The 24,920-nt window shown below is 72.6% G+C and carries 24 protein-coding genes and 1 tRNA gene; 11 read left to right on the top strand and 14 right to left on the bottom strand.

The window, feature by feature from the left end:
- Nucleotides 1–72 precede the first annotated feature (72 nt).
- The gene (locus AC1DP1_RS03160; protein WP_477505601.1) at nucleotides 73–1,050 is read right to left on the bottom strand and encodes a DUF4349 domain-containing protein; all 978 of its coding nucleotides are present in this window, start codon (nucleotides 1,048–1,050) and stop codon (nucleotides 73–75) included.
- Nucleotides 1,051–1,108: 58 nt separating this feature from the next.
- Nucleotides 1,109–2,020, bottom strand: coding sequence for an NYN domain-containing protein (locus AC1DP1_RS03155; RefSeq protein WP_477505600.1), 912 nt, complete (start codon nucleotides 2,018–2,020; stop codon nucleotides 1,109–1,111).
- Between the two features lie 55 nt (nucleotides 2,021–2,075).
- Between AC1DP1_RS03155 and AC1DP1_RS03150 the strand changes: the two genes are divergently transcribed.
- From AC1DP1_RS03150 to AC1DP1_RS03130, 5 genes are all read left to right on the top strand, one after another.
- Nucleotides 2,076–3,425, top strand: coding sequence for a protoporphyrinogen/coproporphyrinogen oxidase (locus AC1DP1_RS03150; protein ID WP_477505599.1), 1,350 nt, complete (start codon nucleotides 2,076–2,078; stop codon nucleotides 3,423–3,425).
- A 4-nt stretch (nucleotides 3,426–3,429) separates the two neighbouring features.
- Complete coding sequence (gene hemQ / locus AC1DP1_RS03145) at nucleotides 3,430–4,158, top strand: hydrogen peroxide-dependent heme synthase (protein ID WP_477505598.1); 729 nt, start codon at nucleotides 3,430–3,432, stop codon at nucleotides 4,156–4,158.
- A gap of 86 nt (nucleotides 4,159–4,244) precedes the next feature.
- Nucleotides 4,245–4,757 (top strand): cysteine dioxygenase, encoded by a 513-nt coding sequence (locus AC1DP1_RS03140; RefSeq protein ID WP_477505597.1) that lies wholly within the window; start codon nucleotides 4,245–4,247, stop codon nucleotides 4,755–4,757.
- On the top strand, nucleotides 4,754–5,170 hold the full coding sequence (locus AC1DP1_RS03135) for a rhodanese-like domain-containing protein (RefSeq protein ID WP_477505596.1): 417 nt from the start codon (nucleotides 4,754–4,756) through the stop codon (nucleotides 5,168–5,170). The genes AC1DP1_RS03140 and AC1DP1_RS03135 overlap by 4 nt, the downstream gene beginning before the upstream one ends.
- Nucleotides 5,171–5,208: 38 nt before the next feature.
- A complete protein-coding gene (locus AC1DP1_RS03130; RefSeq protein WP_477505595.1) occupies nucleotides 5,209–6,051 on the top strand; it encodes a hypothetical protein in 843 nt (280 codons plus the stop codon).
- Here AC1DP1_RS03130 and msrB read toward each other — a convergent pair whose 3' ends face one another.
- Nucleotides 6,052–6,450, bottom strand: a complete 399-nt coding sequence (gene msrB / locus AC1DP1_RS03125; RefSeq protein ID WP_191193079.1) for a peptide-methionine (R)-S-oxide reductase MsrB — start codon at nucleotides 6,448–6,450, stop codon at nucleotides 6,052–6,054. It abuts the gene before it with no gap.
- Between the two features lie 51 nt (nucleotides 6,451–6,501).
- Between msrB and AC1DP1_RS03120 the strand changes: the two genes are divergently transcribed.
- Nucleotides 6,502–7,587, top strand: a complete 1,086-nt coding sequence (locus AC1DP1_RS03120) for a DNA polymerase domain-containing protein (protein ID WP_477505594.1) — start codon at nucleotides 6,502–6,504, stop codon at nucleotides 7,585–7,587.
- Between the two features lie 67 nt (nucleotides 7,588–7,654).
- Here the strand turns inward: AC1DP1_RS03120 and AC1DP1_RS03115 are convergent, their stop codons facing one another.
- Complete coding sequence (locus tag AC1DP1_RS03115) at nucleotides 7,655–10,411, bottom strand: stealth conserved region 3 domain-containing protein (protein ID WP_477505593.1); 2,757 nt, start codon at nucleotides 10,409–10,411, stop codon at nucleotides 7,655–7,657.
- Between the two features lie 75 nt (nucleotides 10,412–10,486).
- On the opposite strand from AC1DP1_RS03115, the gene AC1DP1_RS03110 reads away from it, so the two are divergent.
- Nucleotides 10,487–11,584, top strand: a complete 1,098-nt coding sequence (locus AC1DP1_RS03110; protein WP_477505592.1) for a sulfotransferase family protein — start codon at nucleotides 10,487–10,489, stop codon at nucleotides 11,582–11,584.
- Nucleotides 11,585–11,595: 11 nt separating this feature from the next.
- Here AC1DP1_RS03110 and AC1DP1_RS03105 read toward each other — a convergent pair whose 3' ends face one another.
- From AC1DP1_RS03105 to AC1DP1_RS03090, 4 genes are all read right to left on the bottom strand, one after another.
- The gene (locus tag AC1DP1_RS03105; RefSeq protein WP_457187268.1) at nucleotides 11,596–12,180 is read right to left on the bottom strand and encodes a hypothetical protein; all 585 of its coding nucleotides are present in this window, start codon (nucleotides 12,178–12,180) and stop codon (nucleotides 11,596–11,598) included.
- The gene (locus AC1DP1_RS03100) at nucleotides 12,177–13,298 is read right to left on the bottom strand and encodes an ATP-dependent DNA ligase (RefSeq protein WP_477505591.1); all 1,122 of its coding nucleotides are present in this window, start codon (nucleotides 13,296–13,298) and stop codon (nucleotides 12,177–12,179) included. The genes AC1DP1_RS03105 and AC1DP1_RS03100 overlap by 4 nt, the downstream gene beginning before the upstream one ends.
- A gap of 66 nt (nucleotides 13,299–13,364) precedes the next feature.
- Entirely contained in the window at nucleotides 13,365–14,654 is a 1,290-nt protein-coding gene (codB, locus tag AC1DP1_RS03095; RefSeq protein ID WP_477505590.1) for a cytosine permease, read from the bottom strand.
- A complete protein-coding gene (locus AC1DP1_RS03090; RefSeq protein ID WP_457187273.1) occupies nucleotides 14,651–15,109 on the bottom strand; it encodes a nucleoside deaminase in 459 nt (152 codons plus the stop codon). The genes codB and AC1DP1_RS03090 overlap by 4 nt, the downstream gene beginning before the upstream one ends.
- A 149-nt stretch (nucleotides 15,110–15,258) precedes the next feature.
- Between AC1DP1_RS03090 and AC1DP1_RS03085 the strand changes: the two genes are divergently transcribed.
- Nucleotides 15,259–16,803, top strand: a complete 1,545-nt coding sequence (locus AC1DP1_RS03085) for a helix-turn-helix domain-containing protein (protein ID WP_477505589.1) — start codon at nucleotides 15,259–15,261, stop codon at nucleotides 16,801–16,803.
- Between the two features lie 6 nt (nucleotides 16,804–16,809).
- Here AC1DP1_RS03085 and AC1DP1_RS03080 read toward each other — a convergent pair whose 3' ends face one another.
- From AC1DP1_RS03080 to AC1DP1_RS03065, 4 genes are read right to left on the bottom strand one after another with little or no spacing between them, the layout of a single operon-like run.
- Complete coding sequence (locus AC1DP1_RS03080; RefSeq protein ID WP_457187277.1) at nucleotides 16,810–17,511, bottom strand: ABC transporter permease; 702 nt, start codon at nucleotides 17,509–17,511, stop codon at nucleotides 16,810–16,812.
- A complete protein-coding gene (locus tag AC1DP1_RS03075) occupies nucleotides 17,508–18,419 on the bottom strand; it encodes an ABC transporter ATP-binding protein (protein WP_477505588.1) in 912 nt (303 codons plus the stop codon). Before AC1DP1_RS03075 ends, AC1DP1_RS03080 begins: the two co-directional genes overlap by 4 nt.
- A complete protein-coding gene (locus AC1DP1_RS03070; protein ID WP_477505587.1) occupies nucleotides 18,416–19,312 on the bottom strand; it encodes an ABC transporter permease in 897 nt (298 codons plus the stop codon). The genes AC1DP1_RS03075 and AC1DP1_RS03070 overlap by 4 nt, the downstream gene beginning before the upstream one ends.
- A complete protein-coding gene (locus AC1DP1_RS03065; RefSeq protein ID WP_457187283.1) occupies nucleotides 19,305–20,264 on the bottom strand; it encodes an ABC transporter ATP-binding protein in 960 nt (319 codons plus the stop codon). The genes AC1DP1_RS03070 and AC1DP1_RS03065 overlap by 8 nt, the downstream gene beginning before the upstream one ends.
- 266 nt (nucleotides 20,265–20,530) lie before the next feature.
- On the opposite strand from AC1DP1_RS03065, the gene AC1DP1_RS03060 reads away from it, so the two are divergent.
- Nucleotides 20,531–20,609 (top strand) — tRNA-Gln (locus tag AC1DP1_RS03060).
- On the opposite strand, the gene AC1DP1_RS03055 is transcribed toward AC1DP1_RS03060, so the two are convergent.
- Complete coding sequence (locus tag AC1DP1_RS03055) at nucleotides 20,610–21,617, bottom strand: zinc-dependent alcohol dehydrogenase (RefSeq protein WP_477505586.1); 1,008 nt, start codon at nucleotides 21,615–21,617, stop codon at nucleotides 20,610–20,612.
- Nucleotides 21,617–23,059, bottom strand: coding sequence for a DUF4389 domain-containing protein (locus AC1DP1_RS03050; protein WP_477505585.1), 1,443 nt, complete (start codon nucleotides 23,057–23,059; stop codon nucleotides 21,617–21,619). The genes AC1DP1_RS03055 and AC1DP1_RS03050 overlap by 1 nt, the downstream gene beginning before the upstream one ends.
- 206 nt (nucleotides 23,060–23,265) lie before the next feature.
- Here AC1DP1_RS03050 and AC1DP1_RS03045 point away from each other — a divergent pair, with 206 nt between their 5' ends.
- Nucleotides 23,266–23,550, top strand: a complete 285-nt coding sequence (locus tag AC1DP1_RS03045; protein ID WP_477505584.1) for a hypothetical protein — start codon at nucleotides 23,266–23,268, stop codon at nucleotides 23,548–23,550.
- The gene (locus AC1DP1_RS03040; RefSeq protein ID WP_477505583.1) at nucleotides 23,547–24,899 is read left to right on the top strand and encodes a glycosyltransferase; all 1,353 of its coding nucleotides are present in this window, start codon (nucleotides 23,547–23,549) and stop codon (nucleotides 24,897–24,899) included. Before AC1DP1_RS03045 ends, AC1DP1_RS03040 begins: the two co-directional genes overlap by 4 nt.
- Nucleotides 24,900–24,920 lie beyond the last annotated feature (21 nt).

The raw sequence follows: 24,920 nt of genomic DNA, 5'->3' as shown, positions 1-24,920 counted from the left end.
GGACAGAACCCTCGGCCGGACTCCCGTCCCACGCCTGGCGCCGCAGGCGTGGGACGGGTCATGTCCGCGCGTCTACGCGGCGGGCGTCCGCGACACGGCGGTCCGGCGACGTCGTACGACGAGCCAGACCGGCAGCCCGAGCACGAGGGCGACCGCGGCGAAGGGCAGCAGCGCGCCGACCATCGTGGTCACGATGGTGAACAGCGTCCCCATGGCCTTCGAGCCACCGTCGAGCCCGGCGAGGAATCCCGTCGGCCTCTCCTCCTCGGGCTCGTCCTCGACGACCTGGTGGGTGGAGATGTCGACGGTGATGGTCGACAGCGACGTCTGGTCGGCCAGCCACGACTGCTGGGACTTCAGGGAGTCCAGCTCGGCCTGCCGGCCGGTGAGCTGCGACTCGATCCAGATGACGTCCTTGAGGTCGCGGGCGTCGGCGAGCAGCAGCTCCACGCGGCGCAGGCTGGCCTCCTGCGCCCGGACGCGGGCGCCGTTGTCGATGACCTGGGTGGTGACGTCCTCGGAGCCGCGGTCGGAGGAGCGCAGCACCCCGACCTGCTCCAGCGCGGACATCGTCTCGCCGAACTTCCGGCTTGGCACCCGCACCACCATCCGCACGTAGGAGGTGTCGCCCTCGGAGTCGGTCTCGGTGGTCTCGTCGGTGATCTCGCCGCCCTGCGCGTCGACGACGCGCTGCACGTCCTGGCGGGTCGCCCGGACGTCCTCCCCGGCGAGCGAGACGGTGCCGTTGGAGATGACCGAGCGCTGCAGCTCCGGGGCGGTCGGGCCGTCCTGCCCGCTCGACGCGTCGGACGACCCGGTGGAGTCGGCCGACGAGCCGCCGGCGTCCGGGCTCCCGGCCGAGCTCCCGGACGAGCTCCCGGACGAGCTCCCGGACGAGCCGCTGGACGTCTCGCTGGACGTCTCGCCCGAGACGTCCCCGGAGACGGCGTCGCTGCCGCTGTCGTCGGCGGAGCAGGCGGCCAGCAGGGCCGTCATGGTGAGGGCGGTGAGGAGTCCCGCGGTGCGGGAGCGGGTCGCGGTGAGGGTCATGGCCGTCCGACGCCGCCGCCGCGCGGGCCGGTTCCGGCCGTGACGCAACTGTGACGCGTCAGGCCTTCTTGCTCGGCGCCCGCTTCGCCGTGCGCTTGGTGGTGGTGACCTTCGGCGGCGCAGCCTGGGGCGCCGCCTCAGTGGGCGCCTCCTTGTCGGGCACCTTCTTGTCGGGCACCTTCTTGTCGGTCGCCTTCTTGTCGGCCGTCTTCCGGCCGGCCGGCTTGCGGCCCTTGAGCCGCACCCGCAGCGCGTTGCCGTTGCCGGAGGTCTCCAGGTAGGGCTGGGCGGTGATGAGGGTGCTCAGCCGCGCACCCGGGCCGGCGAAGTTGCGCGCGTCGAAGGACGGGTGGGTGCGGATCAGCTGGTTGCCCAGGGCGGGGAGGAGCGCCCAGCCCTCGTCGTCGGAGACCGCGTTGACCGCGCGGGTGAGCGCGCTCTGCAGGTTGATCGAGGGGGCGTCCGTCCCGCTGCCGTCGTCGGTGTCGTCGTCGGTGTCGTCGGTGTCCTCGCCCTCGCCCGGCCGGTCGGCGACCACGGCGAGGTCGATGAACTTGTCGCACGCGTTGCGCAGCGACTCCGGCGCCTTGTTCTCCCCGAGCACGTAGACCTTCTTGCCCGACTCGCGCAGCCGGTGGGCGAGGCTGGTGAAGTCGCTGTCGCTGGTGACCAGCGCGAACGCCTCGACGTTGCCGTCGTACAGCAGGTCCATCGCGTCGATCACGAGCGCGAGGTCGGTGGAGTTCTTGCCGGACGTGTAGGCGTTCTGGTGCATCGCGCGCAGCCCGAGTCGGTTGAGCTTGCGCGCCCACTGGGTGAGGTGCGGGTTGGTCCAGTCGCCATAGACGCGCCGGATGGTCGGGTCGCCGTACTTCGCGACCTCGCCCAGCACCTCGTCGGCGTAGGCCGGTCGCGTGTTGTCGGCATCGATCATCACCGCGATCCGGTCGGCGGCTCCGTGGGACTCCATGGGTGCAGCCTAGGGCGCGCCCGAGCGTCGTCACCCCCTCTGGCAGGGTGGTGGCGTGAGGCGTGACGCGGTGGTCGTGGGTGGCGGGATCGCCGGTCTGGTCGCGGCTCGCAGCATCGCCGCCACGGGCCGTGACGTCCTGCTGCTGGAAGGCTCGCCCCAGGTCGGCGGCAAGCTCCGCAGCGCCGAGGTCGCCGGGCTGACCGTTGACGTCGGCGCCGAGGCGATGCTCGCCCGCCGCCCCGAGGGGCTGGCGCTCGCCGAGGAGCTCGGCGCCGAGGTGGTCCACCCGACGCCTGCGACGTCGGCGGTGTGGTCGCGCGGGTCCCTGCGGATGATGCCGCGCTCGCTGATGGGCGTCCCCTTCGACCTCGACCAGCTCGCCGCCAGCGGCGTGCTCAGCCCCGAGGGCCTGGCCCGGGCGAGCACAGAGGCCGCCACTCCCGTCGGCGACGACGTCTCGGTCGGAGACCTGGTCGCCGCACGGCTCGGCGACGAGCTCGTCGACCGCCTCGTCGAGCCGCTGCTCGGAGGCGTGTACGCCGGCCACGCCCACCGCATCTCGGCCGCCGCGGCCGTGCCGCAGCTGCTCTCCATGGCGCGCCGCGGCAGTCTCCTCGAGCAGGCCTCCGGCGTGCCGGCCTCGGTCGCCCCGGTCTTCGCGGCCCTGCCCGGCGGGATGGGCCGACTGCCCGCGCTGGTCGCCGATGGTGGTGGCTTCGAGGTGCGCACCTCGGCGACCGTCCGCGCGCTGCGTCGTACGCCGTCGGGCTGGGCGTTGACCGTCGGCCCGACCACGAGCGCCGAGGCCATCGAGGCCGACGCGGTCGTGCTCGCCACCCCCGCCGCGGCGACCGCCCGCCTGCTCGGCGACGTGCTTCCGGACGCCGCGGCGGAGCTCGCCGCGGTGGAGGCCGCCAGCGTCGCCGTCGTCACGCTGGCCTTCCGGGCCCAGGACGTTCCCGACACGTTGTTCGACCGCTCCGGGTTCCTCGTRCCGCCCGTCGAGCGCCGCACCATCAAGGCCTCGACCTTCTCCTTCGCCAAGTGGGCGTGGGTGCGGGACCTCGACCCCGACGTCGTGGTGCTCCGCACCTCGCTCGGACGCCACCGCGAGGAGGCCACCCTCCAGGCCGGTGACGAAGGGCTGGTGCGGGTGTCCCTCGCCGACCTCGCCGCGATGGCGGGCATCACCGCCCGGCCGGTCGACACCCACGTCCAGCGGTGGGGCGGCGCGCTGCCGCAGTACGCCGTCGGCCACCTCGACCGGGTCGCGCGGATTCGCGCGGCCGTCGAGGGACAGCCGGGCCTCGCGGTCTGCGGGGCGGCGTACGACGGTGTCGGCATCCCCGCGGTGATCGGCTCGGCCCGGCGGGCCGTGGCCTCGGTCACACGGGCAGAATGACGGCATGAGCGAGCCGACCCCGACCTCTGCCGAGCAGACCAACGCCGCCCGCACGCGGGAGCTCAACGACACCATCCGCTACACGATGTGGTCGGTGTTCCGGCTCCGCGACGTCCTGGGCGACGACGCCGACCGCGCCGCCGAGGCGACCGACGTCGAGGCGCTCCTCGAGGTGCTGGCCGAGCAGGACGTCGTCGTGCGCGGCATCTACGACGTCAGCGGCCTGCGCGCCGACGCCGACGTCATGGTGTGGTGGCACGCGGCCGACTCCCAGCAGCTGCAGGGCGCCTACAACGCCTTCCGGCGCACGGCCTTCGGTCGCCGCCTCGACCCGGTGTGGTCGCAGATGGCGCTGCACCGGCCGGCGGAGTTCAACAAGTCGCACATCCCGGCGTTCCTCGCCGACGAGGAGCCCCGCGCCCATGTGTGCGTGTACCCGTTCGTGCGGTCCTACGAGTGGTACCTCCTCGACGACGGCGAGCGTCGCCGGATGCTCGCCCAGCACGGCCAGCAGGCCCGCGGCTACGCCGACGTGCGCGCCAACACGGTCGCGTCCTTCGCCCTCGGCGACTACGAGTGGATGCTCGCCTTCGAGGCCGACGAGCTGCACCGGATCGTGGACCTCATGCGCGACCTGCGCGCGTCCGACGCCCGTCGCCACGTGCGCGAGGAGGTGCCGTTCTACACCGGCGCCCGGGTCACGCCGCAGGAGCTGCTCGACCGCCTGCCCTGACGCGGCGCGCCGGGTGCTGGACATGGCCCCAGTCGTCGACTGGGCAATGTAGAGTAAGTCACTCAACATTGTTCTCAGGAGGACCCATGACCGCCACCTTCCCCACCTCCCAGGCCCCCGCCGTCCGCTCGACGGGTCGTGCGTCGAGCCGCACGACCGACCGACAAGAGGCTGCCCGCACCGCGCTCGCCGAGCACCTCGCCACCCACGACCCGCTCGCGCACGTCGACCTGTCCGTCCCGGAGCGCACCTGGGCCCGCGTCGGCGCGGGCGCCGGCGCCGACATCTGGCTGATCACCTGGCCCGCCGGCTCGAGCACCGGCTGGCACGACCACGGCTCGGCGAGCGGCGCCTTCGTCATCCTCGCCGGGTCGCTGACCGAGTACGTCTGGACCGGCGTCGCCACGGCCGGGACCCTCGGGGCGTCGTCGGTGCGCGAGTTCGACGGCAGCCACATCCACGACGTCGTCAACCACGGCACCGAGACCGCCGTCTCGCTGCACGCCTACGCCCCGGGCCTGGCCGCGATGACGCGCTACGAGCTCGTCCGCGGACGGCTGCAGGTGACGAGCGTCGAGCAGCGCGGCGAGTCCTGGTGAGCACCGTCTCGACCGTCCGGTACGACGGCATCGACGCCCTGCTCGCCGACGCCCGCAGTCGGCTGGACCGGGTCGACGTCAAGACCGCCTACCGGGAGGCACTCGGCGGCGCGGTGCTCGTCGACATCCGCCCCGCGGCACAGCGGGCGGAAGAGGGGGAGGTGCACCCCGCGGTGGGCCCGCTGGTGGTCGAGCGCAACGTGCTCGAGTGGCGGTTCGACCCGCGCTCGGACGCGCGCCTGGAGGAGGCGTCGTACGACACCCGCATCCTGGTGCTGTGCCAGGAGGGCTACACCTCAAGCCTCGCCGCCGACGCGCTGCGCAGCCTCGGCCTCGACGCGACCGACGTGGTGGGCGGCTTCAAGGCGTGGCGCGAGGCGCACCTGCCGGTGGCGTGCCGCGGCGACGGCTGACCCGGGAACGGCCCCGTCCGCAGTAGCGTCGGAGCATCATGAGGATCCTCGCTGCTGCTGCCGTGCTGACCGTCCTGGGTGCCACCGCCTGCTCCACCGAGGCCGAGATGAGGGCCGTGGATCCTGCCTCGGGCTCCGGGGCCGCCGCCGATGCGTCGTCCGGCGAGGTGCCGCAGCCCGTGCCCGACGGTGAGGTGCGCACGAGCGGACTGGTGATGGTGATCGACGAAGGCGACGGTCCGGAGCTGTGCCTGGGTGCCGTGGCGGAGTCCTACCCGCCCCAGTGCGGCGGCCCCGCGCTCGCCGACTTCGACTGGGGCGATGCAGGCTCCGAGGAGGCCTCCGGGGTGCGGTGGGGCTCCTACGCCCTGACCGGCACCTTCGACGGCACCACCTTCACCGTCACCGACGCGATCCCCGCTGCCCTCTACGACACCATGGCCGCGCCCGAGGAGGAGCCGCTCGCCGCCGCGTGCGACAGCCCGACCACGACCGACACGGCCAAGGCGACCCCCGAGGACATGGACGCCACGCTCGCCGCGGCCTCCGCGCTGCCGACGTACGCCTCCGCGTGGCTCACCGGAAACACGATCAACGTCGCCGTCACCGAGGACGCCGAGGGCGCCGAGGCCGAGCTGCGCACGACGTGGGGCGGGATGCTCTGCGTGACCACCGTCGAGCGCACCGACGCCGACCTCAACGAGGTGAACCAGGAGCTGCAGGCCGCGCTCGGTGACCAGCTGCTGACCAGCGGCTCGACGTCGCCGGACTCGCTCGACGCGCAGGTCGTGTTCGACGACGGGTCGATCCAGGAGTGGGCCGACGCGACGTACGGCGACGGGCTGGTGCGGATCAGCTCGGCGCTGGTCCCCGTGGAGTGACTACTTCTTCTCGTTGAGCGTGATGCTGATCGAGTTGATGCAGTAGCGGTCGCCGGTCGGCGTGCCGAAGCCGTCGGGGAAGACGTGGCCGAGGTGCGAGCCGCACGTCGCGCAACGGACCTCCACGCGCTTCATGCCGTGGGCGTTGTCCTCGATGTACTCCACCGTGTCGGTCATCGGCTGGTAGAAGCTCGGCCAGCCGCAGCCGGAGTGGAACTTGGTGTCGCTGGTGAACAGCTCCGACCCGCAGGCCTTGCACGAGTAGGTGCCCTCGGTCTCGGTGTCGGTGTACTCACCGGTGAACGCGCGCTCCGTGCCGGCCTGGCGGAGGACGGCGTACTCTTCGGGGTCGAGCTGCTCGCGCCACTGCTCGTCGGTCTTCTGCACGTCGTAGGCCATGCCCCCAGTTTACGGAGGCGCTCCAGCGTGCGGCCCGGCTAGGGTCGCTGCATGGCAAAGGCGTCGGAGGCGTACGTCCGGGCGGGGGAGCGCGAGGTCAGGATCTCGTCCCCCGATCGGGTGATCTACGAGGCGACCGACCGCACCCCGGCGGTCACCAAGCTGATGGTCGCGGAGTACTTCACCAGCGTCGAGGACGGCCTGATGCGCGCGTTGCGCGACCGGCCGACCGCGCTCGAGCGGTGGACGAGCGGCGTCCGTCCCGGCATGAAGCTGGCGACGGGACCCCAGGACCGCAACGCCGACGCGTTCTATCAGAAGCGAGTGCCCAAGGGCGCGCCCGACTACCTCGAGACCGCGACGATCACCTTCCCGTCCGGGCGCACGGCCGACGAGATCTGCCCGACCGAGATCGCGGTGCCGGTCTGGTGCGCCCACATGGGCACGCTGACCTTCCACCCGTGGCCCGTGCGCCGCTCCGACGTGGACCACCCGGACGAGCTGCGCATCGACCTCGACCCCCAGCCGGGCACGACGTTCGCCGACGCAGTACGGGTCGCCGGTGTTGCCCGCGAGCTGATCGACGACCTCGGCATGACGGGCTTCGCGAAGACCTCGGGCAACCGCGGCATCCATGTCTACGTCCGGATCGAGCCGAAGTGGGACTTCGCGGCCGTCCGCCATGCCGCCATCGCCTTCGGCCGCGAGCTGGAGAAGCGTGACGACGGGGTGACCACCGCGTGGTGGAAGGAGGAGCGCGGCGAGCGGATCTTCGTCGACTTCAACCAGAACACCCGCGACCGGACGATCGCGTCGGCGTACTCCCTGCGGCCCATCGCCGGCGCCCCGGTGTCGACGCCGGTGACGTGGGACGAGCTCGCCGGCCTGACCTCACCGTCGGACCTCAACCTGTTCTCGGTGCCGTCGCGGCTTGCCGTCGATGGCGACCCGTGGGCATCGATCGACGACGTGCACCACTCGCTCCAGCCGCTCCTCGACCTCTGGGACGAGCACCCCGTCGAGCTGAACTACCCGCCCGACCACCCCAAGATGCCCGGTGAGCCGCCGCGCGTGCAGCCGTCGAAGAAGGTCGAGTCCCACTGGGACGCCGACGGGAACCGGGTCGAGGGCACCTGACGGCGTGGCCCCCTCGGGCGGTGAGTGACGCAGGTTCTGGGCGCTCGGAAGATGTCTCACGCACCGCTCAGCCGAGCTCCCAGGGGGCGGGGATCGGGAAGTACTGCTCGAGGAACTCGTGGAGCAAGCCGTCGGCGCGCTCCTCGTCGAAGGCGGCGAGGAGGTTGTCGGCGATGCAGAAGAAGTCGCGGTCGCGCCGGAGCATCTGCTTCAGCTGGACGGGCAGCTGCTGGTGGCCGAGGTCGACGTAGCCGTGGTGGGCGCCGGCGCGGAAGGCCTGGCCGGTGATCAGCCCGTAGGTCTGCGCGAAGGATGACAGCATCGACAGGTCGGTCTCGGAGCGGAACGGCGCGTGCGTGGTGCGCTCGACCTCGGCCGGGAAACGGGCGGCGATCTCCTCCAAGGTCGTACGGCGCTGCGGGTGCGGGCTGTGCATCATCGTGTGGGTCAGCGCCACCCCGAACGCGTCGGCGAGCACGCGGCGGTTGTTCTGAGCGGCGGTCAGGTAGGGCCGGTCGTCGGTGCCGGGGAGGCCGATGGCGCGGTGGTCGGCGACGAACGCGGCGTACTGGCCACCGGGGCGGAAGAAGTGCTCGGGACGTCGCGGACGGCCGAGGAAGACGTCGTCGTTGACGTAGACGAAGTGCTCGGCGAGGTCGGGCACGGCGTGCAGACGGGTCTCGATCGCGTGCGAGCTGAAGGTCGGCAGCGCCGACTCCGGCAGGATCTCGCGGTGGTCGACGACCCGCACGCGGTCGTGCGTCGTGTCGAGCCACGGGGGGACCTGGCCGGCGGTGACGAGGTGGATCCGTCGCACCCACGGCGCGAAGAGGTGGATGCTGCGCATCGAGTAGCGCAGCTCGTCGCGGCTGCGGTAGCGCGAGGCTCCCCCTGCGCGGGCGCTCGGGGTGCCGCCGAGCTCGCGGATCCGCTCGTCGCGGGCGGCGAGCCAGGCCTCGTCGTCGCCGTCGACCCAGGTGTAGACGACGTCGACGTCGAAGCGGCAGTCGTCGATCGTCGGGAGCGCCATCACCTCGAGGGTCGGCACCTCGACGTCCTCGACCGTGGTGGTGGTGCGGGGCGTGCCGGCCGGCACCCGGTCGCCGTAGCGGTTCGGGCCGGGCGCGAGCAGGTCGCCGTCGGGCGACTCCTCCCAGAACTGCACGCCGACCTCGACTCCCTCGCCGAGCACGCCGTCGTGCCCGCCGCGCATCGGCCACGGTTCGAGGAACAGCGTCGCCGTGCGGGTGCGAGCGAGCTCGTCGGTCATCACCGCGACAGTGCCGCGGCGCTCGGGCCAGCCGCGCTCGGCCGGGTCGCGCACCGACAGCCAGTCGGGCACCGGTCCGGAGGCGAGCGCGGACAGGAAGGCGCCGCGGCGTGACGACGGGACGACGACCACCGGGTGCAGGTCGAGCCCGCGGGCCGGCACCACGAACCAGCCTTCGCCGGTCGCGGCGGCCGCGGACGTCAGCGCCCGCAGGGCCGTCGTACGTGCCTGGGCGGGGGTGACGCCCGCGGCGCCGGTGGTCTCGGGCAGGTCGCCGAGCGGACCGGGGCGGAGGCCGTGCAGCACCCGGCGCGGGGCGAGCGGGTCGGCACGGCGGGCGACGGCGGTGCGGAAGGTCTCGACCCACTGTCGGGCCAGCACCTCGCCGTCCCAGTGGTGCGAGCGCTCCAGGGCGGCGGTGCCGATGCGGCTGCGCAGGTCGTCGTCGGTGGCGATCCGGAGCATCGCGGCGGCGAGGGCCGCCTTGGACGCCGGAGGCACGAGGAGCCCGTCGACGTCGTGGGTGATCATCTCGCGGGGGCCCGACGGGCAGTCGTACGACACCGGGGGCACGCCCGCCGACATCGCCTCCTGCAGGACGAGCGGGTAGCCCTCGCCGCGGGAGGCGAGGACGGCCACGCTCGTGCGTGCCCACTCGGCGGCGAGGTCGTCGGTCGAGCCGGGGAGGTGGACGCGGTCCTCGAGCCCGAGCTTGCGCACCTGCGCGGCGAGGTTGTCGGCGCGAGGCCCGTCGCCCCAGATCGTCAGCGTCCAGCCCGGCAGCTGCTCGTGGATGCGCCAGAAGGCGTCGACGACGTGCTCGAACTGCTTCTCCGGAGCCAGCCGGCCGGCCGTGACGAACGTCTTCTGGTCGAGCGGGGAGCGCGGCTGCGGGTGCGAGGGCAGCGGGTTGGGGATGACCTGCAGCTCGGGGGCGGCGCCGCCGAGGCGTCCGGCCAGCCAGCGCGACATCGACTCGGTCAGCGAGACGACGACGTCGGCCCGCGGGGCGAACTGCAGCAGCGCGCCGAGGTCGTTGACCCGGCTCGAGGAGGCCCGGTGCTCCTGGTGCACCAGTGCGATGTCGGCCGGCGCGAGCTGGGCGACCACTGCGAGCAGCTCCGGTGTGGTGGTGACGAGGACGTCGGCCTCGATGCTGCCGAGCGCCTCGCGCGCGGCGGCGTCGGTGAGGGCGTTGTAGAGCGCGTCCCAGCTGCGCGGCACGATCGTGGACTCGCGCTCGGCGAGCTCGGCCGGGTGGTCGCCGGAGACAGCGACGGGACGCTCGGGGCGTACGTCGACGAGGTAGGTGACCTCGAGACCGTCGGCGAGCGGGTAGTGGGTCTCGTCGCCGCTGCGCGTGATGCTGAGGATGCGGACGCGGTGACCCTCGCCGAGGCCGAGGAGGGCGTTGGCCTGCTCGATCCCGGAGCGCGCGGTGCCGCCCATCCCGTCGGCGTTGAAGAGGACGTAGACGACGTCGAGCGGCCCGTCGCGGCGCGCCCGGCGCATCGCGGAGCGCACCTTCCCGCCGAGCCTGTCGGTCAGTGCCACGTGGTCCTCAGTCCTGTCCGGGAGCGGGTCGCCACGATCCTAGGGGGAGCAACACCGGCCGATAGGGTGACCCGCATGCCGACGTCCTCCACCCCGCTCGTCCTGGTGTCCGGTTCGGGGCGCAGTGGCACGAGCTCCCTCGCCGGCACCCTGAAGCGGCTCGGCCTCCACGTGCCGCAGCCCGAGGTCGAGGCGTCCGAGACCAACCCGCGCGGGTTCTACGAGCCGCAGTGGGTCATCGACTTCCACAAGCGCCACCTCAAGGAGCTCGCGCTCTTCAACATCGACAGCCGCCCGGCCGCCGTCGACATCGTCGCGCGCTACGTCGGGACCGGCCTCCCGACCGGTGAGCTGCACGAGTGGCTGTCCGGCCAGCTGGCCGAGTACGACCAGGCGGGCGACCAGATCGTGGTCAAGGACCCGCACGCGTTCTGGTTCGCCCAGGTGTGGGAGGTCGTCAGCGCCGAGCTGGGCGCCGACCTGCGCTGGCTGACCGCGCTGCGCCACCCCGCCGAGGTCGTCGGCTCCCGTGACATCGCCTACCTCTCCAGCCAGTCCGAGGAGCTGCGGCTCACCAAGGAGACGTCCAACGTCGCCGGCTGGGTGCACGCCGCGCTCCTCACCGAGCAGGCCGGCCGTGGATCCAGGCGCTCGTTCGTGCGGTACGCCGACCTGCTGGCCGACTGGCGCGCGGCCCTCGCGCCCGTCCAGCAGCAGCTCGAGCTCGACTTCAACGCCGACCTCGCGGCCTCCCCGGAGCACCGGGACCACCACCCGGTCGACGACTTCATCGAGCCCTCGATGCGCAAGTCGCAGCTCACCTGGGACGACGTCCGCACGCCCGACTGGCTGCGCGACATGGCGGAGGAGGTCTGGCAGCTGCTCGGCGTGCTCACCACCACGCCGCACGACGTCGACACGCTCGCGCGGCTCGACGACATCCACGAGGACTACCGCACGCGCTACGCCGACGCCGTCGCGCTCACCTTCGACCACACCAAGGCCGAGTCGACGCTCGCCGGGCGCCAGGCGCGCGACGCGCAGCGGGCGACGGTGCAGCAGCTGCGCCGCGACCTCGAGAAGGCCCGGCGGGCGCCCGAGCCCACCGTGGGTGGCCGGGAGGCGGCCGCCATCCTCCGCCGCGCCGTCGTACGCCGCGTCACGCGCCGCTGACCCTCGCCGGCTCAGACGCCGGTGACGCCCTCGCCGGAGCCGGAGGCCTGCTCGTCGAAGTTCTCGTGCTCGATCAGGTGGAGGACCGGGACGCCGAGCTTGCGGCGGGCGCGGGAGGTCCAGTCGACGTGGAAGAACTCCGCGACCACGTGGGAGCGGGTCAGGATGATCGCCTCGCGTGCGTCGACCGAGGTGACCAGCGCGGCGAGAGCGTCGACCGGCGGCTCGGACGTGACCTTGCCGGTCGCCTTCCCGCCGGCGTCGTGGATCGCGAGGAGCGTCTTGTGCAGGTCGGAGGAGGAGTTCTCCTCGCACTCGCGGCGCAGCGCCTCGATGTCGACGTCGTTCATCGCCAGGGCCGGCGCGGCCATCAGGTCGCCGGCACCGAGGGTGCCGAGCGAGGCCTCGATGCGGGCTGCGGCGTCCTCGAGCGGCAGCAGGACGTGGTAGACGACGGTGTCCTCGATCTCGGCGTGCAGCGAGCGCACCTGCTTCGCGTCCGCGGCCGTGAGGGCCTGCTCGACGAGGAGCACGACGTCGTATGTGCCCTCCCCGTCGTGGATCGAGTCGTCGGGGATGTCGGTGTGGTCGGTCATGACTCGCCTCCGGGTTCGGTACTGAGAATTCTAGTGAGGTCGTAGCCCGCCGGCTCGTCGAGCTGGCCGTAGCCGCAGCTCTCCGGGTCGCGGTCGGTGCGCCACCTCTTGAAGTGGGCGGTGTGCCGGAACCGCCGACCCTCCATGTGGTCGTACTTCACCTCCAGCACCCGCTCGGGGCGCAGGGCGGTGAACCCGAGGTCCTTGCCGGCGCTCCACCGGCTCTGGGTGCCGGGGACGCGGTCGGGGTTGGCGGTGAGGAACTCGTTCCACCGGCCCCACGGGTGGTCGGCGATGTCGCAGACCAGGGGCTGGAGCTCGTGCCAGAGCTCGGCGCGCCGCGTGGCGGTGAAGCTGGCCGAGACGCCGATGTGCTGCAGCTCGCCGTCGTCGTCGTACAGGCCCAGGAGGAGCGAGCCGATCAGCGGCTCCTCGGGGGTCGAGGTCTTGTGCTCGCGGTAGCCGGCGAGGACGACGTCGGCCGTGCGCTCGTGCTTGATCTTGAGCATGGTGCGCTTGTTGGGCTCGTACGCCGACCCGAGCGGCTTGGCGACGACGCCGTCGAGCCCGGCGCCCTCGAACTCCTCGAACCACCGCTCCGCCTCGGCGGGGTCCTCGGTGGTGCGGGTGAGGAAGCACGGGCCGCTCCCGTCGAGGTGGCCGAGCGCCTCGACGAGCGCGGCGCGGCGCTCGGAGAGCGGGCGGTGCATGAAGGACTCGTCGCCGAGCGCCAGCAGGTCGAAGGCGACGAAACCGGCCGGTGTCTCGACCGAGAGCTTGTCGACCCGGCTCGCGGCGGGGTGGATCCGCTCCTGGAGGGTCTCGAACTCCAGCCGCCACCCGTCGGGGCCCTGCAGGCCGACGAAGATCTCGCCGTCGAGCACGATGCGCTCGGGCAGCTGGCGGCGTACGGCCTCGACGACCTCGGGGAAGTAGCGGGTGAGCGGCTTGGTGTTGCGGCTGGCGAGCTCGACCTCGTCGCCGTCCTTGAAGACCAGGCACCGGAAGCCGTCCCACTTGGGCTCGAAGCTCAGGCCGCCGTGCTTCGCCGGGTCGGGGACGCCGCTGACGCTCTTGGCGAGCATCGGCTGCACCGGCGGCATCACGGGAAGGTCCACACCACGAGCCTAGTGGGGCACGCCGCCCGTGCGGTGCGTCAGCCCGCAGGGGCGGCGTGCCGCGCGTCAGGCGACGCTGCCGGCCCGCCGGCGCCCGACCACGAAGGCCAGGACGAGCGCGACCAGCACCCCGATGACGGGCGGGACGAAGAATCCGGTCTCGTTGGCGGCATACGCGAGGGCGCTGGCCAGCGCGTAGATCCCGAGGTTGACCCAGTGGAAGGGCTCGACCGGGTGGCCCTCGGGCATGCCGGCGCGCCAGCGGGCGAGGTAGTCGCCGATGATGACGCCGCCGAGGGGCGGGATGAACACGCCGAGCAGGACCAGGTAGTCGACGAGGTGGTTCTGCACCCCGACGAGGGCCAGCACCGTGCCGATGACCGAGCCGCCGACCACGAACGGCAGCTTCGACGGCTTCTCGAAGAGCTCGGCGCCGGCGACACCGAAGGCGTAGGCGGTGTCGGCGTTCGACTTCCACAGGTTGCCGAAGAGGAGGAACAGGCCCCACCCGACCAGCCCGAGGTTGTAGAGCACCAGGACGAAGTCGCCCTCGCCGAAGGTCATCGCGCCCGTCGCGCCGAAGAAGATCATCAGCCCGTTGCCGATCAGGAACCCGATCGCGCACGCGAGGACGGCCTGGCCGCCGGTCTTCGCGAAGCGGGTCCAGTTGGGTGCCTGCGTGCCGGCCGAGACGAACGTCCCGACGACGGTGGTGATCGCGACCGACCAGGTCATCGTGGCGTCCGGCTCGATCTGTGCGAGGCCCGACYAGCCACCGACCTCCTCGAGCGAGCGCAGCAGCACCCAGAAGGCGAGCACCAGGATCAGGGGCGTGGAGATCGCCGAGACCCAGAACATCCCGCGGTAGCCGTAGCAGGCGGTGAGGCACATCAGGGCGCTCGCGAGGATCATCACGGTGGCACGAGCCGGGTACGACTCCCAGCTCAGCGCCTGAGCGGTGAGGTCGCCGATGGTGCCGATGACGACGCCGTACCACCCGATCTGGGTGCCGCCGAGCAGGATCGAGGCGAGCTTGGCACCCCGCTGGCCCAGCACGTAGCGCGACATCACGACCGTGGTCAGGCCCGTGCGGGCGCCGATCCAGCCGAGCACCGCGACGTAGACGCCGAGCACGAGCGAGCCGAGCAGGATGACCTGGACCAGCTCGGAGAGCGTGAACGCCGCCCCGAGCTGGGCCCCGGCGAGCATGGTGGGGGTGAAGACGGTGAACCCGAGGAGCACGACCGCGAGCGAGATGAAGGACTTGCGGGCGTGCCGGGGGACAGGGGTGACCGGGTAGTCGGGATCGATGACCTCGGTCGTGGGGGACGTGGTGGCTCTCAGTGGGGTGTTCATGCCTCCTCCCCGATGTCCTCGGCCCACAGCTCGGGCTTCTCGGCGATCATCGTGTCCATCAGTGACTTGCACGTTGCGTCGTCGGCCACCACGAGCTCGACCCCGCGTGAGGCCAACCACGACTCGGAGGCCTCGAAGGTCCGGTTCTCCCCGATGACGATGCGCGGGATGTCGTAGAGCACCGACGTGCCGGCGCACATGAAGCACGGCGAGAGCGTCGTGTAGAGGGTGCTGGCCCGGTAGACGCGTGCCGGGAGGCGGCCGGCGTTCTCGATGCAGTCGGTCTCGCCGTGCCGGATCGCCGAGCCCATCTGGACGCGCCGGTTGCGGCCGACGGCGAGCACCTCGCCGTCATGGACGAGCGCCGCCCCGATGGGGATGCCGCCCTCCTGCCAGCCGATCCTGGCCTGCTCGATCGCGAGGTCGAGGAAGGTCTGCTCCGCTGTGTCGATCATCGCCTGGCCCTTCGTCCGTCGTGGCGCTCCCGCCCGTGCGGGTGTGTCCCGGCTCACACCACCAGAGCAGCCGGGTACCTGGCAACGGACACCTCGACCGTCCAGTGCCACTAGTCTCTTGACACATTGTCCGTCCACGGAGGTGCCGCGTGCTGATCCCGTTGTCCGACGTGCTGGCGCTGCCGTCCTTCCGGGCGGCCGGCGCCCAGGTCCTCGCGGGCCACCCCGACGGTGTGCTGGTGCGCTGGGTCCACTCCTCCGAGGTCTTCGAGATGGGCGGGCTGCTGGCCGGGGGAGAGGTGCTGCTGACCACCGGTCTCGGCCTGCACGGACGCACCTCCGAGCACCTGACGGCGTACGTCGAGCAGCTCGCCGACGCCGGTCTGGCGGCCCTCGCGCTCGAGCTGGGGCGGACGTTCTTCGAGGTACCGGCAGCCATCCTCGAAGCGGCCGGGAGACGTCAGCTGGTGGTGCTCGGCCTGCGCCAGGTGGTGCCCTTCGAGCGGATGGTCGAGGACTTCCACGAGCTCGTGGTCCGCCAACGCGCCCACGCCGGCGGGGGAGCGGGCTGGGGCGACCTCGCGCAGGTGGTGATCGACGGGCGGGGCCTGCGGGCGCTGCTCGACGAGGTGTCGCGGGCGGCGGGCAGCGAGGTGGAGCTGCGCGACCGCGACGAGCAGCTCGTGGAGCGGAGCACGATCGTGTCGGTGGCCGAGGACGCCGAGGTGGTCGAGCCGGTGCGGGGACCCGCGGGCGTGGTCGGCACGCTGCACGTCCTCGGCACGGCGACCCGGCAGCGCCGCCGGGCAGCCGCGCAGGGTGCAGTGGCCGTGGCGCTCGAGCTCGGCCGTGCCGGTTCGCTGGGCCAGCGGCYGGGCCCGAGCCAGTCGCTCGTCTCGGACCTCTGCGCGGCGAGCCCGATGCCCGGCAGCGAGGTGACCGACCGGCTCGCCGACCTCGGCTGGCCGCCGGCGGACGGCCGCGGCTGGCAGCCGATCGCGGTCGCCGTCGAGCCGGGTACGGCGCTGACCGACGTGGTGCCCGCCCTCGAGCAGGCACTCCGCACCGTCTCGACCTCCGTGCTGGCCGGGATCGCGGGGAGCCGGGTGGTCGCGGTGGTGCGTGGCTGGACCCGTCCCGGCCTGGCCAGGACGGGACTCACCGAGGCGCACGCCGAGCTCGCCCGACGCCTGGGCGTCGGTGCGTCCGGCGACGTGGGTGCCGCGGCGCCGGCGCTGCTGGTGGCCGGGCCCCTCGTCGGTGACCCGGCCGAGCTCGGTCCGGCCCTCGGCACCGCCCGGGAGCTGCTCGAGCTCGCCCGACGCACCGGTCGACGCGACGGCGTGCTGCTGGCCCGGGACCTCGCCGCATCGCACCTGCTGTCCTCCGTCGGACCGACGGCCTGGGCTGCCGTGGCGGAGGAGCAGGTCGGGGCGCTCATCGCGCACGACAGCCGGCACCGCACCGAGCTCCTGCGCACCCTGGACACCTACCTGACGCTCGGCACGTCGAAGGCTGCGGCCGCGTCAGCGCTGGGCATCCGTCGGCAGTCGCTCTACGACCGGCTCGAGCGCATCCAGCGGCTGCTCGGCGTCGAGCTCGACGACGCGGACCAGCAGCTCGGGCTGCGCCTCGGGGTGCTGGCCTGGCGCCTGCGCACCGGCATCGACCCCCGGGTCGGCTTCGGGGGCTGAGCGGTCCTACTCGTCGCCGGTGAGGGAGAACGAGCGCAGCCGGTCACCGGCGAACCAGGCCCCGACGACCGTCACGACGAGGCTGGCGATGATCGCGTAGCCCAGGTTGGCGGGGTCGGGGAGGGCGCTGGAGATCTCGTGGCCGATGCGCAGGCCCCACTGGCCGATGCTCAGCCAGGCGATGCCGCTGAAGAGGTTGCCGAGCAGGCTCTCCCAGATCAGCACGAACATCAGCGACGCGATGACGGCGTGCCGGGTGACCGCGGAGATGGCGAGGAAGAGCGCGGAGTACGCCGTCCCCGCGACGACGGCGCCGACGAACAACGCCACCGCCCGGGTGCTGTCGCCGGTGATGAGGGCGGCGACGAGGATCGGCAGCGCACCGGCGGCCAGAGTGGCGCCGAGCGCCACCAGCCACTTGCTGATCGCGATGCCGTAGCGGTTCACCGGCTTGGAGAGCAGGTAGACGATCGAGCCGTCGTCGACCTCGGGGCCGAGGACCGACGACGCCGCGAGGATCGCGACGAGCGGGAGCACGAGCGGGTAGCCGAGGTTGGGCAGCACCTCGTAGGCCGCGTCGCCGTCGACCAGCGCCGTGACGAGCGCGACCAGGCCGATGAGCAGCACCGGGAAGGCCAGCAGCAGGAAGAATCGGCGTCGGCCCAGCAGTGCCTGCAGGGCGAGCTTGGCAATGGTCGTGTTGATCATCGGGCCACCAGGTAGGCGAAGACGCTCTCCAGCGACTCGTCGCTGGGGGAGAGCTCGAACAGGGTCACGTCGTGCTGCCGGGCCAGCCGGGGGAGGTCCACCGCGAAGCTGCCGAGGTCACCGACCTGGACGTCGAGCTGGTCGCCGCGCAGGCTGACCGAGCGCACCGACTCCTGCGCCATCAGCACGGAGGCGAGGACGCGGTTGTCGCTCGACTGGACGGCGTACTGCACCGGCCGGTCGGTCATCAGGCGGCGGATCGCACCGAAGTCGCCGGAGGCGGCGTGCCGGCCGGAGACCACGACCTCGATGTGCCGGGCGAGCCGCTCCACCTCCTCGAGGATGTGGGAGCTGAAGAGCACCGTGCGCCCCTCGTCGCCGAGCCGCCGCAGGAGGTCCATCAGGTGCATCCGCTGGCGCGGGTCGACGCCGTTGAACGGCTCGTCGAGCAGCAGGACCGTCGGGTCGTGGACCAGCGCCGCCGCGATCTTGATGCGCTGGCGCATGCCCTTGGAGTAGGTGTCGAGGCGTCGGCCGGCCGGCTCGACCATGTCGACCACCTCGAGGATCCGCTCGGTGGCGGCGGCCGCCTCGCGCAGCCGGTGCAGGTCGGCGTTGGCGCGGACGAACTGGCGGCCGGTGAGGTAGCCGAAGCTCAGCTCGCGCTCGGGCACGAGGCCGATCTGGCGGTAGGTCTCGGTGTTGCGCCACACCGGTTGGCCGTCGAGCGTCACGTGGCCGGCGGACGGGGCGAGGAAGCCCGACATCATCGCCATGAGCGTGGTCTTGCCCGCGCCGTTGGGGCCGAGCAGGCCGGTCACGCCGGGCCCGATGGACAGCGAGACGTCGTTGACCGCGACCACGTTGCCGAACCAGCGCGACGCGGAGTCGAGGACGAGGGTGCTCATCGCGAACCCACCTTCCGGAAGCGGGCGACCAGGCCGAGGAGGCAGCCGGCGGCCAGCAGCACCGCCACGATGGCGTACGCCGGCACCCACGCGCCGTCGACCGGCACCGGGGTGTCGACGCCGGCGTCCCAGGCATTGGCGAGGCCGTTGTAGAGGGACCACGGGGAGAGCAGGCCGACGCCGACCGAGACCGACTCGCTGTCGCCCTCGTAGTAGGCGATGTTCTGCATCACGGTGACGATGCCGGTGAGGACGATGAGTGCCATCACCGAGCCGACGACGGCGAAGCCGCGCCGCAGGGACACCGACGAGATCAGCCCGCTGACGCCGGCGACCATCATGGCGAGCAGGACCTGCAGCGCGATCGCCTTGAGCACCGACGTCGTCTGGTCGCTCTTGTCGAGCCCCGACAGCATCGCGCCCGCGAAGAGCACCACGGTCGGGATCGCGGTGAAGAGGAAGATCGCGAGGGTCAGCGAGAACCAGCGGACGAGCGCGAAGACCGGTGCCGCCAGCGGGCGGGCGAGGTAGAGCACGATCGAGCGGTGGCGCAGGTCGCGGGAGAACAGCACCGGCGCCTGCGAGGCCGCGAAGAGGCTCACGAGCAGCTGCGTCTGGTTGGTGTAGTCGGCGTAGGACACCGGGAGCTCGCCGAGGCCGGTGAGCACGACGACGCCGACGACGATCGTGGCCGGTAGCAGCGACATGGCGAGCAGGAGGAACGGCATCACCTTGGACTTGCCCGACCGTCCGAGGCCGTAGGCGTGGCGCAGGCCGGTGACGAAGAGGTTGCGGGCGATCGCCGGGGTGCCCTCACGGACTCCGTCGAAGTGGCGGTAGCCGAGGTCGTGGATGACGCCGGGACGGCCGGCGTCGGGGGTGAGGTCAGACACGGGTGCCTCCTTCGAGGAAGACGTCCTCGAGGTGGTGCCGGTCGGGCTGGAGGCGCATCAGGCCCAGGCCGAGGTCGGCGGCGACGTCGCGGATCAGGTCGTGGACGGCTCCGCCCTCGGCGAGCTCCGGCGGGGGCGGGTCGATCGCGACCATCGCCCCGCGGGGACGGCAGGTGAGCCCGCGCTGGGCGAGCGCCTCGCCGAGTCGGTCGCGCTCGGCCTCGGTGCCGACCACCTCGACCAGCAGGCTGCCGGTCCGCTGCAGGAACTCGCCGGTGGCGCTGCTGCGCAGCAGGTGGCCGCCGTCGAGGACGATGACGTGGTCACTGACCTGCTCGAGCTCGCCGAGCAGGTGGGAGGTCACGAGGACGGCGATCCCGAAGTCGCTGCCGATGCGCTGCACGAGCCGCAGCATGTCGGTGCGGGCGGCGGGGTCGAGGCCGTTGGTCGGCTCGTCGAGGAAGACGAGCCGCGGGTCGTGGACGAGCGCCTGGGCGAGCTTGGCGCGCTGCTTCATGCCGGTGGAGTAGCCGCCCATCGGCCGGTAGCGCTCCTCGTCGAGGCCGACGTGGCGCAGCACGTCGGCGGCGCGCTCGCGGGCCGCCGACGCCCCCAGGCCCGACATCCGCGCCATGTGGACGACGAAGTCGCTGGCGCTGACGTCGGGCGGGAGGCAGTCGTGCTCGGGCATGTAGCCGACGAGCCGTCGGATCTCCTGGCTCTCCTGCTCGATGTCGTGGCCGAGCACGCGTGCGTGCCCGCCCGTGGGCTCGAGCAGCCCCAGCAGGATCTTGATCAGCGTCGACTTGCCGGCGCCGTTGGCACCGACGAGTCCCGTCACGCCCTCGCCGACGTCGACCGTGAGGTCGGTCAACGCGTGGACCGTCCCGTAGTGCTTGGTGAGCCCGGCGGTCGAGATGACCGGCGGATGCCCCATGAGTTCCCCCGTCACGACCGCCACGCTAGCGGTGCCGGGCGACACCCGGCATCAGGGATCGCCCGGATCCGTGTGGAGGTGTCGTGAAGATCGGGACGCTCGGCCTCGTTGGCAGCCCCGCCCGAGGCGGGCCCTAGGCTTGGGCGCACATTCCCCGGTCGGTCTGCCGGGCATTGGCAGCCCCGCCCGAGGCGGGCCCTAGGCTTGGGCGCACATTCCCCGGTCGGTCTGCCGGGCATTGGCAGCCCCGCCCGAGGCGGGCCCTAGGCTTGGGCGCACATTCCCCGGTTGGTCTGCCGGCAGGGCCCGCCTGACTTTGAATCAGGACTAGCGACGTAGGTTCGACTCCTACCCGGGGAGCTACATCTCGAACACCAGGCGGGCGGGCACCTGGCCGGCGAGGACCTCCTCGAAGCAGGCGTTGACGTCGTCGAGGCGACGGCTCTCGGTGACGACCCGGGTCAGGCCGCGGGCGTGGAGGTCGAAGCACTCGGCCAGGTCGTTGCGGGTGCCGACGAGCGAGCCGATCACCGAGATGCCCTTGAGCACGGTCTCGAAGACCGGGAGCTCGAGCCGGTCGTCGGCAGGGAGGCCGACGAGCACCAGGCGGCCGTTGGGGTTGAGGGCGGCGTGGGCGGCGCGCATCGCGGCCGGCGAGGGCACGGTCACGAGGGCGACGTCGACGCCGCCGATCGCCTCGAGCTCGGCCTGCTGGTCACCGCGGGCGTCGACCACGTGGTCGGCGCCGAGGTCCTTGGCCAGCTGCAGCTTCTCGTCGTGCACGTCGACCGCGACCGTGCGCGATCCGAAGACGCGCGCGTACTGCAGGCCCAGGTGCCCGAGGCCGCCGATGCCGACGACCATGGCGGTCTCGCCCGGCTGCGGCGCAGCGACCTTGAGTCCCTTGTACGTCGTCACCCCGGCGCAGGTCAGCGGCGCGGCGTCGCGCGAGGTCACCGCGTCGGGCACGGCGACGACGTGGCTGGCGTAGGCGACGGCGTACTCGGCGTAGCCGCCGTCCATCGTGTAGCCCATGTAGGCGGGGGTGGTGCAGTAGGTCTCCCAGCCGGCGACGCAGTAGCGGCAGTGGCCGCAGGCGTGACCCAGCCAGGGGAGGGCGACGCGCTGCCCGACCGTGACGGGGAGGTCACCCTCGCCGACGGCCTCGACGACACCGACGCCTTCGTGGCCCGGGATCAGCTGGTCCTTGGGCTTGACCGGCCACTCGCCGCGAGCGGCGTGGATGTCGGTGTGGCACAACCCGCAGGTCTCGATCTTCACCAGAACCTGGCCGGGACCGGGCTCGGGGACCGGGACGTCGCGGATCTCCAGCGGAGCTCCGAGCGTGGGGACGACAGCTGCCTTCATCATTCTCTCCTCGATGCGTTGCGGACGGGTACGGCGATGAGCAGGGCGCCGGCCAGCAGGGTCAGGCCGGCGAGGACGAAGAGGACCGCGATCACGGCGTTGACGACCGGGAGCTCGGCCCCGGTGGAGACGTCGGCCGAGACGCCCCGGGTGCCGTCCGCGCGCATGAGGACGACGGTCCAGTCGCCGCCCTGGAGGTCCCAGGTGAGCGTGGCGTCGGTGCCGGTCGCCTGCGCCACCCAGAACGTCTGGTCGGTCGGTCCGGTCGCGGGGGCACCCCCGTCGGTGGTCTCCAGGACGGCGTTGCCAGCCCGGAACTCGCTCAGGGTGTCGCGGGAGACGTCGCCGAGGTAGCCCTCGACGTCGGACGTCGCGGCGACGCCGACGAAGAGCGGCTCACCGGTGTCGGACCGGGCGCGGATCCGGACGTCGCCGAGCCACACCGCCGGCACCCAGGAGGGCGCTCCCTCCGTGTCGATCTTCGCGTCCTCGGACGTGATGGCGAACGTGTCGCTGGCGAGCACCGTCGTGGGGGTCATCAGGAAGCCGTCGTCGCGCTCGGTGGCGCCGATCAGGGCCAGGGTGCCGCCGGCGCCGGCGAACGCGAGGCCCATGAGCACGAGCAGGGAGCCGACCACCGCGGAGACGACGCGGCCTGCCGTCCAGCCGCTCCGGCCGCCGGGGCCAGGGGCACCGGGTGCGCCCGGACGTGCGTACTGGGGCAAGGCCGGGGGAGGCGTCCCGGGCGCCGGGTCGACCGGTGGGAGCACGGCGGCGTGTGGCTCGTGTCCACCCATGTCGAGGCGAAAGGGCGGGTACTCGTCGGTCATCAGCGAGACGTAGCCGGCGACGCGCAGCACCCAGCGGTTGATCCCCAGGACCAGGTCGAAGACCTGCTGCGGGTAGCGGCCGGTGAACAGCAGCACGACCCCCGCGACCAGGACGAGCACGCCGAGCAGGCTGATGCTGATCCAGGTCTTGTCGCCGGCGCCGCCCACGCCGTACGCCACTCCGCCGGTGAACAGCGCGATGATCAGGAAGTGCGGGATGGCGAGCAGCCACCACTTCACCAGCACCAGTCCGCGCGAGAGCCGTTCGGGGTGGTCGACGGACAGGTGGGCGGGGTAGTCGGGCACCTCCGCGAGCGTGAACGGCGGGTAGCGGTCGGTGCCGAGCGTGTAGCAGTAGTAGGAGACGCGCCAGCTCCAGCGCATCACGCCGACGTTGAAGTCGAAGATCGCGCGGGGGTAGCGACCGGTGAACAGGATCGCGAAGAACGCCACCACGCTCAGCACCGCGAATCCCAGCCACAGGAAGGCGAGCACCACGTAGTGGGGGACGGCGAGCAGCCACTTGACCAACCACAGCCCGCGGTTCAGGCCGGGGTCGAGGTCGGCGTCGACGTGCACGGGGTAGGTCGCGTGAGCGGTCGAGGTGGTCATGACGAGTCCTTCCTCCGCGGCGCCCGGGCCCGTGCGTGACGAGGCCCGGGGAGCCGCTTCCTCCCTTCGATCGTCCCGCCACGGGGAGGAGGCGGGGAGGGCCGAACGGCACCTGTTCCCGGCACCTGCCCGGGACCTACGGCCCTGTTGGGTGCTGGGCGGGGGAGTGAGACTCGAACCTCCAGACCCCAGGAGGCTCCCCCGTGATGACCAGTGCGCCAGCCCCACGCCCGTTCGACTGCGTCCGGGTGGTGGTCGAGGACGTCCCCGAGCTCGACGACCTCGTGCGGGAGGCCGCGCACCGCGCGCTGGAGTCCGATCGTGCGCTCGAGCTCGTCGAGGCGGCCGTCCCCCTGCGCGACCACGCCGCCCGGGCGCGGGTGATCAGGTGCATGGACGAGGCGCTGGCGGTGGCGCGGCTCACCGCGCCCGGCGTCCCGGTCCGCGTGGGCTCCCCGATCGAGCTGCCCCGGCCACGTCACTCCCCGTGACCGGCGTCGCGGAGGTCAGCGTCGAGCCGGTCCCCCTGCACCGGCTCGAGCCGCTCCTCACGCCCGAGCGCATCGAGCGGCTCGAGACGTACGTCGCCGCGGCGCGGGAGCTGCTCGAGGGGCGCGTCGTGTGGAACGTCAACTCGACCGCGCGCGGCGGCGGCGTCGCGGAGATGCTGCGCACCCTCGTGGCGTACGCGGCCGGCACAGGGGTCGACATCCGCTGGCTGGTGGTGGGCGGTGACCCCGAGTTCTTCGCCGTCACCAAGCGGATCCACAACAGGTTGCACGGTGTCCCCGGTGACGCAGGGAGGCTCGACGCCGCCGCCCGGGCGACGTACGACGCAACGCTGGCGCGGCAGCGCGAGGAGGTGGTCGCGCGGGTGCAGCCCGGTGACGTGGTCCTCCTCCACGACCCGCAGACGGCCGGGCTCGCCCGGGCCCTGCGTGAGCGCGGCGCGCTCGTGGTGTGGCGCTGCCACGTCGGCCTGGACGAGCACAACGAGTGGACGCGGGAGGCGTGGGGCTTCCTGCGGGAGCTGGTCGAGCCGGCGCAGGCCTGCATCTTCTCGCGGGAGTCGTTCGCGCCGGACTGGGTCGACCGGCGGTGGCTGCGGGTGATCCCGCCCTCGCTCGACCCGTTCAGCCCGAAGAACGCGGACCTCGATCCCGGTGAGGTCGAGGCCCTCGTGCACCGGGAGGGGCTGGTGGTCGAGGGGGCACCGCTGCCCACGGTCGGCCGGGTCGTGCTCCAGGTCAGCCGCTGGGACCGGCTCAAGGACATGGCGGGCGTCCTCGACGCCTTCGCCGAGCACCTGGACGAGCTGCCGGCCGACGTGCACCTGGTGCTGGCGGGCCCCGCGACCGACGGCGTCGCCGACGACCCCGAGGCTGCCGCGGTGCTGGCGGAGTGCCGCGAGCAGTGGCGCTCGCTCCCCGCGCGGGTCCGCGACCGGAGCCACCTCGTGTGCGTGCCGATGGACGACCTCGACGACAACGCACGGGTCGTCAACGCGCTGCAGCGCTGGTCGACCGTGGTGGTCCAGAAAAGCCTCGCCGAGGGGTTCGGCCTCACGGTGACCGAGCCGATGTGGAAGGGCAGGCCCGTGGTGGCCTCGGCGGTGGGCGGGATCCGCGACCAGGTCGAGGACGGCGTGAGCGGCGTCCTCCTCGCCGACCCGCGCGACGGCGCCGCGCTCGTGGCGGCTCTGTCGGCCCTGCTGGACGACGCCGACCGGCGCMGCGCGATGGGCCGTGCCGCCCACCTGCGCGTCCGCGACCACTACCTCGCCGACCGGCACCTCATCCAGTACGCCGAGCTCTTCGCGCAGCTGGCGGGCGAGGGGTGACAAGCCCGGCCGGTGGCCGGG

Source organism: Nocardioides sp. P4_G10 (assembly GCF_056401175.1).
Note: the sequence above shows the minus strand (reverse complement) of the source record. Positions and strands in the feature narration are given on the sequence as shown.

Excerpts from the sequence above, each read along its gene's own strand:
- AC1DP1_RS03160 (WP_477505601.1), bottom strand. The coding sequence starts at position 1,050 with ATGACCCTCACCGCGACCCGCTCCCGCACCGCGGGACTCCTCACCGCC.
- AC1DP1_RS03155 (WP_477505600.1), bottom strand. The coding sequence starts at position 2,020 with ATGGAGTCCCACGGAGCCGCCGACCGGATCGCGGTGATGATCGATGCC.
- hemQ (WP_477505598.1), top strand. The coding sequence starts at position 3,430 with ATGAGCGAGCCGACCCCGACCTCTGCCGAGCAGACCAACGCCGCCCGC.
- AC1DP1_RS03140 (WP_477505597.1), top strand. The coding sequence starts at position 4,245 with ATGACCGCCACCTTCCCCACCTCCCAGGCCCCCGCCGTCCGCTCGACG.
- AC1DP1_RS03130 (WP_477505595.1), top strand. The coding sequence starts at position 5,209 with ATGAGGATCCTCGCTGCTGCTGCCGTGCTGACCGTCCTGGGTGCCACC.
- msrB (WP_191193079.1), bottom strand. The coding sequence starts at position 6,450 with ATGGCCTACGACGTGCAGAAGACCGACGAGCAGTGGCGCGAGCAGCTC.
- AC1DP1_RS03120 (WP_477505594.1), top strand. The coding sequence starts at position 6,502 with ATGGCAAAGGCGTCGGAGGCGTACGTCCGGGCGGGGGAGCGCGAGGTC.
- AC1DP1_RS03110 (WP_477505592.1), top strand. The coding sequence starts at position 10,487 with ATGCCGACGTCCTCCACCCCGCTCGTCCTGGTGTCCGGTTCGGGGCGC.
- AC1DP1_RS03105 (WP_457187268.1), bottom strand. The coding sequence starts at position 12,180 with ATGACCGACCACACCGACATCCCCGACGACTCGATCCACGACGGGGAG.
- AC1DP1_RS03090 (WP_457187273.1), bottom strand. The coding sequence starts at position 15,109 with ATGATCGACACAGCGGAGCAGACCTTCCTCGACCTCGCGATCGAGCAG.
- AC1DP1_RS03080 (WP_457187277.1), bottom strand. The coding sequence starts at position 17,511 with ATGATCAACACGACCATTGCCAAGCTCGCCCTGCAGGCACTGCTGGGC.
- AC1DP1_RS03075 (WP_477505588.1), bottom strand. The coding sequence starts at position 18,419 with ATGAGCACCCTCGTCCTCGACTCCGCGTCGCGCTGGTTCGGCAACGTG.
- AC1DP1_RS03055 (WP_477505586.1), bottom strand. The coding sequence starts at position 21,617 with ATGAAGGCAGCTGTCGTCCCCACGCTCGGAGCTCCGCTGGAGATCCGC.
- AC1DP1_RS03050 (WP_477505585.1), bottom strand. The coding sequence starts at position 23,059 with ATGACCACCTCGACCGCTCACGCGACCTACCCCGTGCACGTCGACGCC.
- AC1DP1_RS03045 (WP_477505584.1), top strand. The coding sequence starts at position 23,266 with ATGACCAGTGCGCCAGCCCCACGCCCGTTCGACTGCGTCCGGGTGGTG.